The organism is Halopseudomonas yangmingensis, from assembly GCF_900114825.1.
Lineage (GTDB): Bacteria > Pseudomonadota > Gammaproteobacteria > Pseudomonadales > Pseudomonadaceae > Halopseudomonas > Halopseudomonas yangmingensis.
This window is the reverse complement of sequence record NZ_FOUI01000026.1, coordinates 1-13,056: the sequence shown is the minus strand read 5'-3', so window position 1 is coordinate 13,056 and position 13,056 is coordinate 1. Positions and strand designations below refer to the sequence as shown.

The window sequence follows — 13,056 nt, the reverse complement described above, 5'->3', positions numbered from 1 at the left end:
AGGGCAATGGCGCCAATGACAATCAAGTACTCGGTGAAGGTCGCGCCGCGCAGTGCACGACGGGCCAATAACAGCCGGGGCATGGGCAAGTCCTTATGCAAGTATGTATTCAAGCAATCGAAAAACAACGAGGTAAGCTATTACGAAGCCAACCCCGACATCAGGGGAAACACAACGCCTTGTTAATTCACTACAACGTCAAGTTCAGCCTCAGCTGCAGCCACGGGCTCCATCACCTTGGAAATAATCCGCGCTTCAACACGTCGATTCCCTGTTGCTGCAACACCTACACGCAGCGAAGCTTGGGGCAGCGCATAACCATAAGCCGCTACGGATAGCTTAGACGGCGCAATCTGGTACTCCCTGATCAACGCACGCTCTACAGCCTGTGCCCGAGCGCCCGAGAGCAACAGGTTGCGCAGCAAGCCACCATTAGTGTCTGCATGACCAATGAGCATCAGCGACTTGTCCTGATCTTCGCTTCGAATACGCTCAGCAAGTTCAGCTAGCCCCCGAATACTGGATGGGCTTAGTTGAGCTGAACCAGGGCTGAAGAAAGGAGTGGCAAAGTCCACTTCGACTACTGTTGAGGCGTCAGCCACACGCATAAGCATATGATCAACCAGGACTCTGGTCTGACCACCCAACTCATTCACATAAACAGCAACATACGAGCGGTCACCGGATACGCCGGCAAAATAGTACTGGGTTACATCACGCCCACCGATCAACGTGGACAGATAAAGACGCCAGGCGGCTGACTCACCACATTGCTCGCGCTCACAGCTGTAGATTTCATCAAAACCACTACCCGTCAGCGACTCGACAATATCGGTAAACACACCGTAGGAACGAACATGAGCGGGCAAGTCATGGATTTCCCTGAACAGGTCACCACGAATGTACTCCATGCTCTCGGGGCGGTAACCCTTACTAAAATTCTCGTCAGATTCAGGCTGATAGATCATGGGGCCTTTGGCAAATTCAAACCGCCCTCCTTCGGATACATTCTGATGTACCCGCCCACGCTCAAGCATTTCAAGATCAAGCTGGACTGCTGTTGCCGGTGTTGAAATAAGACCGGACAGCAGGACTGCTGCCATTACCCTGCCAAGCTGTTTCTTAGAATGCATATGCTGCCCCCTTGCATCATCTGAGATTATTATCATGAAGCACGACATCACTTTGCATGCGTACTGTCGCTTGTGAAGTGACTGCAAGGTAATACCCGCCTCTCATCTGGCCAACAGCGTTGCAAGCACGTTGTTCTCGAGAGCCACCCAAACCACTGACCCCTGAAACGACCCTGTTGACCAACCGATCAAGCAAGGGTGTTTTCAACTGATAGCACCAGAAGGTGCTGATTTTGAAAATATTGGCATCCTGAATATTGATAGGCAGTGTCCGACCATCAATAACAACACTTCTTGTAGTCGTAGGGCGCCATCTCAGATTGTCATTGGCCATAACCTGACGGTTTCGCATGACGCCATCACCAGGAATGGCCAAACGCCGAGTTTCCCTGAAAGCCTCAAAAGTAGTGCGTGTAGGGCTTATTATGCGCACCGGCTCAGCAGTCGACTTCAACAACGCCAGCATTGCGTTAGTTGTGATTAGCGCCTCGGCATAGGCAGCAGGGGACGTAGAGCCTTTCATGTATAACGGCATCATACCTCTGGCGAGCTTGTTTTCAGTTTGCGCCAGTAAAGCGTGTTGCATGGCACCGGTTCTGGCGGCCTGAAAACTAGCCACGTTCAAGGTTGACCGCATACGAAATACAAAAGCTGTTTCGATGATAGCGAATGTCAGAATAAAGAAGACCGGCAACATATAGAGGAGCTCGACAGTGGTCGCACCTCTTATTCTTGCCATAGACGGCAGTCGCATCAGTGTTGCATCCATGCGCATCATATCTTGCCTCAAAACCCGCTATCTTTAACGGCACCAAGAGACTGCTGCAAACGTACCAAGGCTTCATAATCCTGACTACCCGGTACTGTGCTGCCAAGTCCAGCCTCGATATTTGAGCGGGCTTGCTGCATGCGTGTTAACGCAAGATTGTGCCAAGCCTGGCCATTTCTTGAGTCGTAGCGCAGGGTCTGCTCATATGCATGGACTGCGGCATCAAAGCGTCCGGTACGGTAGAAGACATTGCCCAACCTTAGCCAGGCTGTCACCGTATCCGGGTAACGCTCGGTAATGGCATGCAAATGGCGCTCAGCATCAGCCATGCGACCATCGCCATAGGCGACCTGGGCCAACCCCATGAGCTCTTCAAGACCCTGACGTTGCTGCTCAACGCTCGGCGTTGCTGCACAACCCAGCAACGTAACAAACAAACACGAAACCACGAGCCACTTAGTCATAACACCAACCTTCTTCCTTCCAATAGGCCCAGGCGCACTGCGCTTCCAGCAGCCACTTCCAGAACATGGCTGCTGCGGTAACTCGCGGCACAGCGCCATGGCTGCAATTCGTGAACCACTTTAAGAACTCGCCCTGAGGCATCGAGAAAAATCGCATCAATAGGAAATCTCATGCCAAACATATGAATCGACTTGCAGTTACGAAAAAACATGCCGTGTTCAGGCGCTAGTGACTTGCGCCCAAGCAATCCTTTCGCTCGTGCCCAAAAATTCATCGGTTCAAAAGCCATAAGAATGACGTCTCCATTCTCGGCACAGCGCAGCGCTTTAAAGTTCATACATAAACTTCATCAGAATCGGGAATCCCAGGATGATGAACGTAGTGGGGAATATGAATGCCACCAAGGGAAAAATCAGCTTCACTGGTGCTTCCAGTGCCAGCTTTTCCGCGCGCTGGAAACGTTCTACGCGACGCTGCTCGGCTTGTATACGCAAGGTCATACCGACACTTGAACCCGTTTTTTCCGACTGAATCAACGATGACACAAGCGCATTTATTTCTCGTATCTGCAGCCTGTCCGCAAGCAGGCGCAGCGCATCTGCTCTGCTCATGCCGGCCTTGATATCACGTAAGACCCGGTGCAACTCGACCTTGAGAGGTCCATCAGGCCCCTTATCAACCGCCTGAATCAATGCGCCGTTCAAATTCAGGCCCGCCTCGACAGCCATGGTAATAAAGTCGAGATAAATACTCAGCGAACGAACGATATCCTTTTCGCGCACTTTCTTGCGGTCGCTGACGGAAAGGTATGGAAAGAAAAACCCTAGCAGCGTCATGGATATCAATAGAAATACTGATTCGACCTCAATGCTGGACAACCCAAAATACGCGAGCGAGAAAAAGAAAGCCGCACTGATTATCTGCAGACCAAAAAACTGTTCAGGTGACATCAAATATGACAGGCCAGAGCGACTGAGTGCGGCCCTGATTTTCTCAAGCAACTCTACCGGAAGCCGCTCTCCAACGTGGACGGCAATAAAATCTGCCAACGGCCAGATGAGCTTCAAAAACCTTGGCAAGGGGTCCATATAGCGGCGATCCGTTTCCGGAATACCCCTGAACAGACTGCTCAAGGACACAACCAGCATAATGGCCGCACACACGCTTATCCCCGCGATGAGTAAGGGCAGTATTTGATCAGACATCGATATTCACAATTTTGCGGATGAAGACGTAGCCCAAGGTAACAAGGACCAGGATAAGTGATATGGCAATCCAGCCCGCTGGCTCATGAAACAAACGTGACATATGTACTGGCTCCATATGATAAAGAACAACCCCAAGCAAGAATGGTAGCCCTGTCATTACCAAGCCTTGCAGCTTGCCTTGCGCGGTAAGGGCCAAAATTTTTCCCTCCATTTCTCGCTTGCGTCTAATCGTACTGGCAACACGCTCAAGAATTTCCGACAAATTGCCGCCCACCTCACGGGATATCTTCATGGCTGCCGCGATCATGTCCATTTCATTGGAAGGAACACGAGCAGCCAGATTATCCAGTGCCTTTTCGAAAGCCACACCAACCCTCAGCTCACGCAATAACAACTCTAGTTCTTGCGCTAATGGCGGGGCATCTTCCTTGACTGTGACCTCCAAAGCTTGGTTAAGGCTAGATCCTGCTTTCATCGACGATGCGATGGACAGCAGCGCATCAGGCAACTGATTTAGCACTTTATCCAGGCGCTTTTTCTTGATAACCCGGTAGAGCATTTTGGGTGCAGCCAGAAGCAACACCGCTACAATCAATGCCGGAATAAGTGACTGGGTAAGCAACAAGGTGAAGAGGAAGCCTATCAACAGCATCAGCACGTTCAGGAAGTACAATTTTTCCGGCTCAATAAACAGGTAGAGTTCGGAAAGGCTCACCTTGGCTTCGGCAGTAAACTGCTCGCGATAAGCTTCGGCAGCACTGCTGGCAACGCGCAATGCAGCAAAGGTCACCACTGTGACGGAAATGGCGAACAGGAGTGCAGCAATCAGCATGCAACGCATCTCCACAAATAAACTGCATTGTCCGCAGTATGCAAAACACGCTGCTTATTAATGCGCATGTGTTGCCCCTGCCTCAAACATGCTGATATCCACATTGATACCTCGCTCACGCAGATTCTCGTAGATTTCCGGCACCTGCCCTGTCGCTATCAACCGACCCTGGATGCGGCCATCGGCATCACGTCCTGATTGTTCAAAGCGGAAAATCTCGCCCATCTGCAAACGACCGTTCTCTATGCCCGAGACTTCTGTCACGCTGGTAACTTTGCGGGCCCCACAACTGAAGCGTGTCTGTTGAACAATCAAATGAACCGCTGACGATATCTGCTCACGAATCGCCTGAACCGGCAGCTCCATACCCGACATCATGACCATCACCTCCAGACGGGAGATGCAGTCGCGAGGACTATTGGCGTGGATTGTTGTAAGTGAACCGTCATGCCCCGTATTCATGGCCTGAAGCATATCCAGCGTTTCACCACCACGACACTCGCCCACAACAATCCGGTCTGGGCGCATACGCAAACAGTTTCTTATCAGATCCCGAATGGTGACTGCACCTTTGCCCTCCTGATTAGGCGGACGCGCCTCAAGTGAAATAAGGTTGGGCTGAAAAAGCTGAAGCTCGGCTGCATCTTCCACAGTGATGATACGTTCGTCGTCAGGAATAAAGCTCGAAAGCACATTCAGCAACGTAGTTTTACCGGAACCGGTTCCACCCGATATCACAACGTTGTATCTATGCAAAATCGCTGCACGAAGAAACTCAACCATAGGCCGACTAATCGAGCCATAGTCAATGAGGCGTTCAGCGGTAAGCGGCTCCTTGGAAAACTTTCGAATAGTAATGCAAGGTCCCTTCAAGGACAGCGGAGGTATTACTGCATTGACCCGCGAGCCATCCTTGAGTCGGGCATCAACCATGGGCGAGCTCTCGTCAATGCGGCGGCCGAGCGGCGCCACAATTCGCTCAATCGCAAACATCACCGCCTGATCATTGGTAAAGGTGATATCAGACTTGTATAAGCGACCAGCCTTCTCAAAGAAAATCTCATCAGCACAGTTGACCATGATTTCACTGATGTCATCCTGCGCCAGCAATCCCTCGAGGGGGCCCAGGCCCACAGACTCGTTAAGCACTTGCTCAGCCAACTCATCACAGTTCAAGCTCACAGGAATCTGCTTGTGCAGAGTCACCATGACCTCGCCCAACAACTCCGAGGTCAAACGACGGAGTTCAATGTCAGTCATTTCAAAGGTATTCAACCGACGGAGATCCATCTGCTCCAACAGCAGCTTATGAATTTTTTCTCGCCACTCCTGGGCCAAGCGCATTTGCGTATTGTCAGAATAACCTAGAGGCAGCAAACCACGCGATTCAGACCCAAGGCTCATCTCGTTATCCATGTCGCTGCCAGACACAACCAGGCCAGTCTGCGCGGTCAAAGAGTCGTGACTAGCCGCCATAACTGCCCGAGAATCAGTATGCATTCTTACTGTCAAACGGTAGCCATGAATACCAATAACATCAGTTTCATTTAACGGCCCATAATCGCTAACCTTCTCACCGTTAATCTGAACACCGCTGGAGCTACCAAGATCGGTAATGTATAGGCCATCATCCCGCATGGCTAATTCAGCATGCTTCTTGGCTACTTTCCACCCGTAAAGCACGACCAGACAATCAGGGTCCTTGCCTATCAGGCAAGACCTGGAAGTACATACGACACTGTTTACCTTGGTGCCCTGCTTGGTACTGATAGCGACCTCAAACATACGATACAGTCCCCTCAGTCCAGAAGATCAATGCGTGTTGAGGAGTCCTGCATCAGCGTGCGCATATGCTCATAGCCCGCTGCGAAAGGCTCAGGCATGGCCTGAGGAGCAGTAACAATCTCGGGAGTAACCAGTATCACCAGTTCACGACGATTCTCGCTCTCTTCCCGAGCCCGGAACATCGCCCCTAATACCGGCAAACGTCCCAATCCGGGAACAGCGTCCCTAGACGACGCCTTGTTAGTCGTCAGCAGACCAGAAATGATAATGGTCTCCCCGCTTTTGACATTGATTACTGAGTCAGTACGGCGTGTCAGCAAGCCGGGCACGCTGCCTACCGATGAGCTCAGATCGATTGAGCTGACCTCCGCCTCAATCCCTACCATGATATTTCCGGCAGCATCTGCGGTTGGCTCAATCGACAGTTGCACCCCATAATCGCGAAAGTTCACCACCGGATTGCCGTTGCCATCAACTGTCTGATAAGGAAATTCGCCACCGGACAAAAAGGTAGCTGACTCCCCGCTCCGGGTTGTCAATACTGGTTCAGCGAGAGTCCAGGCACCACCCGTTGCTTCCAGCAACTGTATGGTTGAGAAGAGTGCCGAAGAGAAGCCAACAAAGGGATGAAAACTCTTGTTATTGGCGGGCAAAACATCGAGCAACTCTCCCCAATTTGTATTACCGCCAGCTGGAACCAAACGGTACACATCATTTGAGGCGAGAGTTCCTACTGCGCCCACCATAGGGCCTTCCGCAGCGTCCGCCCAACGGATACCAACCCGTTTGCGGTACTGCTCGTCAAATTCAATCATCTGAGCCTTAACCCTGATCAATTGACGCATTGGCACTTCAATCGGTTTAACCATAGACAATATGCCTGGCAAAGCCTCGACAACACTTGCATAACTTTCCATCAAAGATGGATCAAGCTCACCTTCAATAATGATCATCCCATCCACTGATCTGGTACTGAGACCAGGAAAAGCTGCCATTACTGAACGCGTAGCCTCAAGACGACGATGAACATTGCCGCCCTGAACATTGATTCTGAAACGCTCCATACGCATGCCTGGCTTCCATAAAAACAGGTCGGTTTCACCGGCCGCAGTTGGAATCAACAAAAGTTCGCCCGAATCCAAAACCGACACATTCAGCACACTCTCGTTGCCTACTGCCACCCGCTCAATCTCACCAACAGACAAGCTCCTGACTTCACCGACATGCAAATCGTAATACTGCATATTCGCATGCCCAAGAGTCGGCAACAGCAGCAGTGCAAAGAGTACAAGCAAACGCTCAGAACGGCAGACAGTCCATGCAGACATCATCATTTCCCTTACACATCTTGGAATTAGTTTTCAATCGAGGCGCCAATTGGCACACTTTTTTGCGTATATCTGAATGCACTGAGGCCAGACGACTCCCTGGAAACAACCATCGGAACCAGAACGCCACCTTGCCCTGTGGAGCCGGTGTAGTATTGAACGCTTTGGCCCTGCGCCAGTTGCCGCCACAACAGACTCTGAGACAGCAACTCCTCACCATGCATGGTTTTGTCATCCGGGCTGCGCAGCATGAAAACCAGATCACCGAGACTTTCAGCAAGAGCAATTCGTGCTGCATCCTCACGGGGCACACCAATAGTCACCGTGGCATACTGATCAAACTCATGCATATGAGGCACAATAAAATCCTGCTCTCGAGACCTCAGTGAGTCATTACCCACAGATAAAATCTTTACCCGCTCTCTCAGCAGCACCAGAGACTTTTCATCCTTGGCTCCGCCGGTCAACTTGGGCTCATCGGTCAACAGAAACAGGTCAATATAATCGCCGTTAGCCAGCATGCCCGCATTGCTGCTCAACTCTCCCACTTGAACAGTGACAGCCCGCTCCCCCCTGTCCAGCAACTCAGAAAAGCGCGAAACCGCCTCACCCGAGACAAAATGACTTAAAAGCGGTTCACCTGGAGACATTTCGACGCTGACAACCTGCCCTTCGAATAAGTGGAAGTCGTCTGGTCCAACTGCTGACGCAGAAAGATGTTTCCCGGGAATATCGGCGATCGCCATGTTATGTCCTCCCACGACATCACCTGGACTAACCGGGGTTAACGCTACAACAACCTGGCGGACAGCCAGACTCCCACCGAGCAACCGCTCACGCAACGAAGCCTCCTGAGAACTCAAATAGCTATTTGAAAGCCAGAAAGCCAGCCCGCCAGCGACCAACGCCAAAGCAAGTACGCCCCAAGACCAGGCCGATTTCTTATTCATAAATACAGCCCTGTCTCACAATGACATCGATGACGCATGCATATAGGCGGAATGCTCAAGCTTTATGGCATCGATCAACAGCTCCACTGCGTTCTTTCCCGAGAACACAGGCGCCAATACAACCGCCACAAAAAAAACCAAACCAAGCGCATATTCAACTGCTGCACTACCTCTCATTTTGATGCGCATATCACCTCCTAGTGATCAAAATTGCCACGACCATTGTTCCCCGCCCTTCAGGTACGAATGCAATATTCAGTTCATCATTGCGTCGATTCAGCAGCATTGCTCTCCCGGCTGCTTGAACGGGTTCGCCACTGCCAGATGCAGGCACGACTTCACGCCATCCTTCCTGGTAAAAACGACGCTGATAAAAATCGTAAGTACGCTGTAAATTGTGGTTGCTGTTAATCACCAAAGTACGGCTATAATTGCTGCCATCCACTGATTTAATATCGTTGAAAACCGTGCTCTGCGGCAGCATTGGAAACCCTTCGCCCAAGGTATCCGAAGGTCTTACCCTAGGATCAAAAAAGGCTGTCGTAGACAAAGTACCCTTTGCGCCCATACCGGTATCTGCCGCAATATCAACGGTCAGAAGATAGTCGCCATCTCTGTGCGCCAGGATGTAACGATCTCCCATGTCCGTTTCAACTACCCGATCCCCCCAGGTGCCACGGTAAAACTCAATTACCCGAGCCCGAGGCTGCGTAGAGTTGAACTCAACAATCCGCATCGGCACACCGTTAAACTGCATGTCATCTGCAACAATTTGCACATGCATGAAGGGCGCTACCGCAAAATCCGGGTAATTACGCGCCTGAACCGACCATGAAAAACACATGATCGCCAGCCCCAATAAAACAATCAGACTTTTCAAGGTAATCATTCCAAATACTGAGTTGGAACCTGGTCCGGATCGATGTAGCCAAGCTCCAAGCGACGCGCCACCCTAAATGGTCCAATCGCCAAAGCGCCAGTCAATACATTTTCAACCGGCTCAAACATGCCCAGCGGAGTCAGCCCCTCAACACGCCTGCGAACATGGGTAGGTCCACCCGCATTCCAACTGTCAGTTACAAGGGTAACGCTGCGACTCATTTGCAAATTCAGACTAGCAAGTTCAGGCATACGCGCCGGATTGTGCAGCGACAACGAAGCAGTCGCGGTATGCGCGCCATTCGCACCTAGGTCAAACCGGCTAAAATAGGGCAAACCAAGTGAAGAAAGACTATTCACGGCACTGTCCAGCGCACCCGTCGGGCCAGGAACTGCATGTTCAGTAGTTGTGGCACCCAGGTAAATCAATGACGCCCCACCCCCGCCAACTTCTCTGACGATTGGCTCGTACACTCCATTTTGGCCATAGTGGTAGTTCAACAGCGGATCAATTTGAAACTCGTTCAAGGCTCTGGCATGGTCGGTAAAAATGGGCTGTTCTCGGGTAGCGAATATTCTTGTTTGAGCTTCCGAGCGCAGCACAGCGTCTGACTTGATGTTATGAACCGGCGACCACCCGCTGGCATTGCTGCGCCAAACAGTCCGTTCCCAAGCCACATAGCGCGCTGCCACCTCAAGTTTCTGCTTGGACTCCAAGTACTTGCCCAGTGTCAGCACCAGAATGAAGCTGGGAATCAATACCAGAATTGCAGTCACCAAAAATTCTGCCAAAACCTGGCCATGCTGCAATTTGTTAAACGAAACCGGCTTGCCTAGCATGCCCCTACCTCTGCCTCAGCTGAGGATGCGGATGACTTGGGGCGCCCGGCAGGCCGACATGACGTGGGTCGAACTGAATGCAGTGGTTGTAAACAGCCAACGCTGTTTCTGCATCACTAACTCCCCCACTACTCATCTCCAACATCATCGTTGACATCTGATAACCTGGACTAGTTTCGGCCAGGGCATCAGGGCCAATCATTAACAAAAAGTCGCGGATATATTTATAACGAAACTCTTTTGGCCAGGGATCATTTTCAGGGAAAAACTCGGTACGTGCCCGCCGCGCCTGAGCGAACCACAAATAACAGTCATCATCCTTTTCAACCGCAAGCACAAACAACTCTTCATCAGTAAGTGCAAGCAGCGCAATGCCATCCAAAGGGTCACTAGCCTTGACGAAAGAGCTGCTGCCCAATGCCAAGAGAAACGACAGGCACAAAAATCTCGATTTAAAAGAAGCACGCATCATCTTCAGTTAACCCCACTCAGCAATCTGGCCCGCAGCATTTCTGAAGCACTCGGTTCAATCAGCCTGACCTGCCAGTAAGGGTTGTACATGTTTCCATGCTCAATACGACCGTCTCTGCGCGACCACAGGTTTCTCGGCCTTGAAAAATAAGCTTCAGCCTTGGCAACACCTGTCAACTGATCGCCAGCCAATCCGCCTTGCTCCTGCACATCCAATACTGTTCCGGCTGTCTGCCCCGGAATTGAGTCAACAAAGTTTTTTCGTGTACCCAGCCTCGCCGCCTCCTTGACAAGGTAAATGACAACGCCTTGGGTACGACTTGTATCTCCCGGACGCAAGCCCCTGTTGTGGGCAGGATCATTGTTCTCATGGAAATCACGATAACTGCGCAAGCCAGAAATATTGGTCAGGTTATTACCCCTATCCATAGCCTGAGCCAACCTCGCCGCCCGCGGGTTAGCCCAACTATTATTCCACCGTCCGCTTCTGCGATAGTTGTAGTCGTCATTCTCATCAAGCGCGTGAGCAGCACCCCACCCAAGTGGGAGGACCTCGTTCCAGCGCAAGCGCCAACGCGGCGGTGTCCCTCTCCACCCGTACTGGCCAAACCAAAAGCTCTCGGTATCCATAGAAGTCCAATCCCAGCCCAGCCTATTGCCCTGCTGATGCATGGTTAACTCGGTACCACCGTATTTATCTATCCTCGCTCGGTATATCCCGACCCCAGCATTGAGCCAACGATCATTACGGTTGCGGGTAAACTCATCTCGTGAGCGCATGATCAGCGCTGTTTTTTCCTGGAAGCGGAACCGATTCAGATTATCAATCCGCCTGCCCTGCCCAAGGTTTGGCGAATTTTGGCGAGTGTGGTTTCGCCAGGCATCGGCAAAACTAGATATTGACATTACAGTATCTGCAACACCGAAATTGATATCCGGATCATTAGCCTGTATCACTCCAGCGATTGACCCAAGAGCTGCCACATAAGCTGCTTCATGGTAAGTCTGTTGTGCTCTGGAAAGAACACCTATCACACCCTCTGTAACGCTTATTCCGGCAGTTGCCAAACTATCAACCAATGAACTTAATTGCACCGCAAACTGCCTGACAGTTTGGGTAACCTGCTTGATGAGAGGCCCAATGCCAGGTATCAAAGCGGTAAATGTGGCCACCCTATCAAGGTTTATCGCTTCCTGCTCCAGGAAATTAGTCCAGGATGCGAGTGCAACCAGCTGCCCAATAGCAGCCTGATTGGCAACCATTGCTCGATTGGTGTATGCAGTAAAATTTAGATCGCGAGCCAACAGCGCAGCAGCGCTATGGGCGGCCGCATCGGAAGTGTTCTGTATTCGTATCCTTTCCGAGGATACTTGCCCCACATCGAACATCGAAAAGGCAGCAAGCGCAAAAGCCACGAATAACAGCATTGTAAAAATTGTCGCATAGCCTTTTTGCCTGGCCATTCGCTGCATCAACATACGCTGTCATCCATAACTTTTGCGGCAACTCACCCCCCCCCCTTAAATCCAAGAGGGAACAATAATCAGTTTCCGCTGCCTGCCGAAATACTAGAGGCGGTTTGATCGTAGTTACCAAGGTTAGTCGACTGGTTAGCTGCACCCTGTGCACTACCAGCAGTATTCCTGGCTGCACCTATGTTTGCAGTGGCACTTTGTCCAGACATCTCGTTAGCCATCCCCGCAACCTGATGCCGAATGGTTTGACCAAACATGCTGTATACACCAATCGCAGCAACTGCAATCAAGGCGGTAATAATGATGTACTCGGTCATACCTTGGCCAAGCATCTTCTTTTTCAGAAAAATTCTTTTCATTATCCATCCCTCTTATTTAAGACACGAGTCCTGTGCAGAGATTTTTTGCAGAAAAAGCAAAAAAACCAGTGGAAAATCAAACAACCATCATCTTACTATTCAAGAAGCCGAGTCAGGGCCGCCGAAATATCCACCACACGTCAAAAAAAGATTTCCTTCTGCATCACACATCAACTGCAAAATAAAAGCTGCCGGATTTAAACCTAAATTTTCTCAACCTGCAAAAAAAAATCCTAAAAATGCGAACCACGTCACAAACTATAAATCTCTGTCATGCCTATATTCAGCCTCCCCAGCCATCAAATCAAACTCACGCTTACTAAAGACCTTCACATATAAAGAAAGCAGTGCGAACCGCATCACCCTTATAGGTGTTGCGCATTGAAATACTCAACATACAGCATTAAAATAGTGAGCATCAACTACCCGCAATTCAGCTATCTTGATTTAACCGTTAAACATCCATCTGCAAAAGGACTTGCCCATGCCCCGGCTGTTATTGGCCCGTCGTGCACTGCGCGGCGCGACCTTCACCGAGTACTTGATTGTCATTGGCGCCAT

16 protein-coding genes are annotated in these 13,056 nt (G+C 50.7%); 1 reads left to right on the top strand and 15 read right to left on the bottom strand.

All coding sequences use genetic code 11. From position 1 onward, the window contains the following. On the top strand, positions 1 to 186 hold a 186-nt coding region (locus BMZ23_RS15095), incomplete at its 5' end, for a hypothetical protein (RefSeq protein WP_218143621.1). Here the strand turns inward: BMZ23_RS15095 and BMZ23_RS14435 are convergent. The 15 genes from BMZ23_RS14435 to BMZ23_RS14370 form a co-directional block, all read right to left on the bottom strand. After that, positions 183 to 1,133 carry an OmpA family protein gene (locus BMZ23_RS14435; protein ID WP_177197305.1) on the bottom strand — a complete coding sequence of 317 codons (951 nt, stop codon included), beginning with the start codon at positions 1,131 to 1,133 and terminating at the stop codon, positions 183 to 185. The two genes, BMZ23_RS15095 and BMZ23_RS14435, sit on opposite strands and share 4 nt — an antisense overlap. Positions 1,134 to 1,149: 16 nt before the next feature. Then, positions 1,150 to 1,902, bottom strand: coding sequence for a TadE family protein (locus BMZ23_RS14430; protein WP_177197304.1), 753 nt, complete (start codon positions 1,900 to 1,902; stop codon positions 1,150 to 1,152). Between the two features lie 17 nt (positions 1,903 to 1,919). Then, complete coding sequence (locus BMZ23_RS14425; RefSeq protein WP_177197303.1) at positions 1,920 to 2,366, bottom strand: tetratricopeptide repeat protein; 447 nt, start codon at positions 2,364 to 2,366, stop codon at positions 1,920 to 1,922. Further along, positions 2,363 to 2,704, bottom strand: coding sequence for a DUF192 domain-containing protein (locus BMZ23_RS14420; RefSeq protein WP_218143620.1), 342 nt, complete (start codon positions 2,702 to 2,704; stop codon positions 2,363 to 2,365). The genes BMZ23_RS14425 and BMZ23_RS14420 overlap by 4 nt, the downstream gene beginning before the upstream one ends. After that, positions 2,694 to 3,572, bottom strand: coding sequence for a type II secretion system F family protein (locus tag BMZ23_RS14415; RefSeq protein ID WP_093478954.1), 879 nt, complete (start codon positions 3,570 to 3,572; stop codon positions 2,694 to 2,696). Before BMZ23_RS14415 ends, BMZ23_RS14420 begins: the two co-directional genes overlap by 11 nt. Next, positions 3,565 to 4,407, bottom strand: a complete 843-nt coding sequence (locus tag BMZ23_RS14410; protein WP_093478951.1) for a type II secretion system F family protein — start codon at positions 4,405 to 4,407, stop codon at positions 3,565 to 3,567. Before BMZ23_RS14410 ends, BMZ23_RS14415 begins: the two co-directional genes overlap by 8 nt. Positions 4,408 to 4,464: 57 nt before the next feature. Next, positions 4,465 to 6,192 (bottom strand): TadA family conjugal transfer-associated ATPase, encoded by a 1,728-nt coding sequence (locus BMZ23_RS14405; protein WP_093478948.1) that lies wholly within the window; start codon positions 6,190 to 6,192, stop codon positions 4,465 to 4,467. A 14-nt stretch (positions 6,193 to 6,206) separates the two neighbouring features. Further along, the gene (locus BMZ23_RS14400) at positions 6,207 to 7,520 is read right to left on the bottom strand and encodes a type II and III secretion system protein family protein (protein ID WP_177197302.1); all 1,314 of its coding nucleotides are present in this window, start codon (positions 7,518 to 7,520) and stop codon (positions 6,207 to 6,209) included. Positions 7,521 to 7,546: 26 nt separating this feature from the next. Then, a complete protein-coding gene (gene cpaB / locus BMZ23_RS14395) occupies positions 7,547 to 8,470 on the bottom strand; it encodes a Flp pilus assembly protein CpaB (protein ID WP_093478942.1) in 924 nt (307 codons plus the stop codon). A 15-nt stretch (positions 8,471 to 8,485) separates the two neighbouring features. Continuing rightward, positions 8,486 to 8,659, bottom strand: a complete 174-nt coding sequence (locus BMZ23_RS15010; RefSeq protein WP_177197301.1) for a hypothetical protein — start codon at positions 8,657 to 8,659, stop codon at positions 8,486 to 8,488. 1 nt (position 8,660) lies between these two features. Continuing rightward, complete coding sequence (locus tag BMZ23_RS14390) at positions 8,661 to 9,350, bottom strand: hypothetical protein (protein WP_143069613.1); 690 nt, start codon at positions 9,348 to 9,350, stop codon at positions 8,661 to 8,663. A 5-nt stretch (positions 9,351 to 9,355) separates the two neighbouring features. Then, on the bottom strand, positions 9,356 to 10,189 hold the full coding sequence (locus BMZ23_RS14385; RefSeq protein ID WP_093478936.1) for a hypothetical protein: 834 nt from the start codon (positions 10,187 to 10,189) through the stop codon (positions 9,356 to 9,358). 4 nt (positions 10,190 to 10,193) lie between these two features. Then, positions 10,194 to 10,661, bottom strand: a complete 468-nt coding sequence (locus BMZ23_RS14380; RefSeq protein ID WP_093478933.1) for a hypothetical protein — start codon at positions 10,659 to 10,661, stop codon at positions 10,194 to 10,196. Between the two features lie 2 nt (positions 10,662 to 10,663). Next, positions 10,664 to 12,139: a pilus assembly protein TadG-related protein gene (locus tag BMZ23_RS14375; protein WP_093478930.1), complete on the bottom strand. Its 1,476-nt coding sequence runs from the start codon at positions 12,137 to 12,139 to the stop codon at positions 10,664 to 10,666. Between the two features lie 65 nt (positions 12,140 to 12,204). Beyond that, complete coding sequence (locus tag BMZ23_RS14370; protein WP_093478927.1) at positions 12,205 to 12,495, bottom strand: Flp family type IVb pilin; 291 nt, start codon at positions 12,493 to 12,495, stop codon at positions 12,205 to 12,207. Between the last annotated feature and the right edge of the window lie 561 nt (positions 12,496 to 13,056).

What these genes read in the sequence shown, in the direction of transcription:
- BMZ23_RS14435 (WP_177197305.1), bottom strand. Translation starts at nt 1,133, where the DNA reads ATGCATTCTAAGAAACAGCTTGGCAGGGTAATGGCAGCAGTCCTGCTG.
- BMZ23_RS14430 (WP_177197304.1), bottom strand. Translation starts at nt 1,902, where the DNA reads ATGGATGCAACACTGATGCGACTGCCGTCTATGGCAAGAATAAGAGGT.
- BMZ23_RS14425 (WP_177197303.1), bottom strand. Translation starts at nt 2,366, where the DNA reads ATGACTAAGTGGCTCGTGGTTTCGTGTTTGTTTGTTACGTTGCTGGGT.
- BMZ23_RS14420 (WP_218143620.1), bottom strand. Translation starts at nt 2,704, where the DNA reads ATGAACTTTAAAGCGCTGCGCTGTGCCGAGAATGGAGACGTCATTCTT.
- BMZ23_RS14415 (WP_093478954.1), bottom strand. Translation starts at nt 3,572, where the DNA reads ATGTCTGATCAAATACTGCCCTTACTCATCGCGGGGATAAGCGTGTGT.
- BMZ23_RS14410 (WP_093478951.1), bottom strand. Translation starts at nt 4,407, where the DNA reads ATGCTGATTGCTGCACTCCTGTTCGCCATTTCCGTCACAGTGGTGACC.
- BMZ23_RS14405 (WP_093478948.1), bottom strand. Translation starts at nt 6,192, where the DNA reads ATGTTTGAGGTCGCTATCAGTACCAAGCAGGGCACCAAGGTAAACAGT.
- BMZ23_RS14400 (WP_177197302.1), bottom strand. Translation starts at nt 7,520, where the DNA reads ATGTCTGCATGGACTGTCTGCCGTTCTGAGCGTTTGCTTGTACTCTTT.
- cpaB (WP_093478942.1), bottom strand. Translation starts at nt 8,470, where the DNA reads ATGAATAAGAAATCGGCCTGGTCTTGGGGCGTACTTGCTTTGGCGTTG.
- BMZ23_RS15010 (WP_177197301.1), bottom strand. Translation starts at nt 8,659, where the DNA reads ATGCGCATCAAAATGAGAGGTAGTGCAGCAGTTGAATATGCGCTTGGT.
- BMZ23_RS14385 (WP_093478936.1), bottom strand. Translation starts at nt 10,189, where the DNA reads ATGCTAGGCAAGCCGGTTTCGTTTAACAAATTGCAGCATGGCCAGGTT.
- BMZ23_RS14380 (WP_093478933.1), bottom strand. Translation starts at nt 10,661, where the DNA reads ATGATGCGTGCTTCTTTTAAATCGAGATTTTTGTGCCTGTCGTTTCTC.
- BMZ23_RS14375 (WP_093478930.1), bottom strand. Translation starts at nt 12,139, where the DNA reads ATGTTGATGCAGCGAATGGCCAGGCAAAAAGGCTATGCGACAATTTTT.
- BMZ23_RS14370 (WP_093478927.1), bottom strand. Translation starts at nt 12,495, where the DNA reads ATGAAAAGAATTTTTCTGAAAAAGAAGATGCTTGGCCAAGGTATGACC.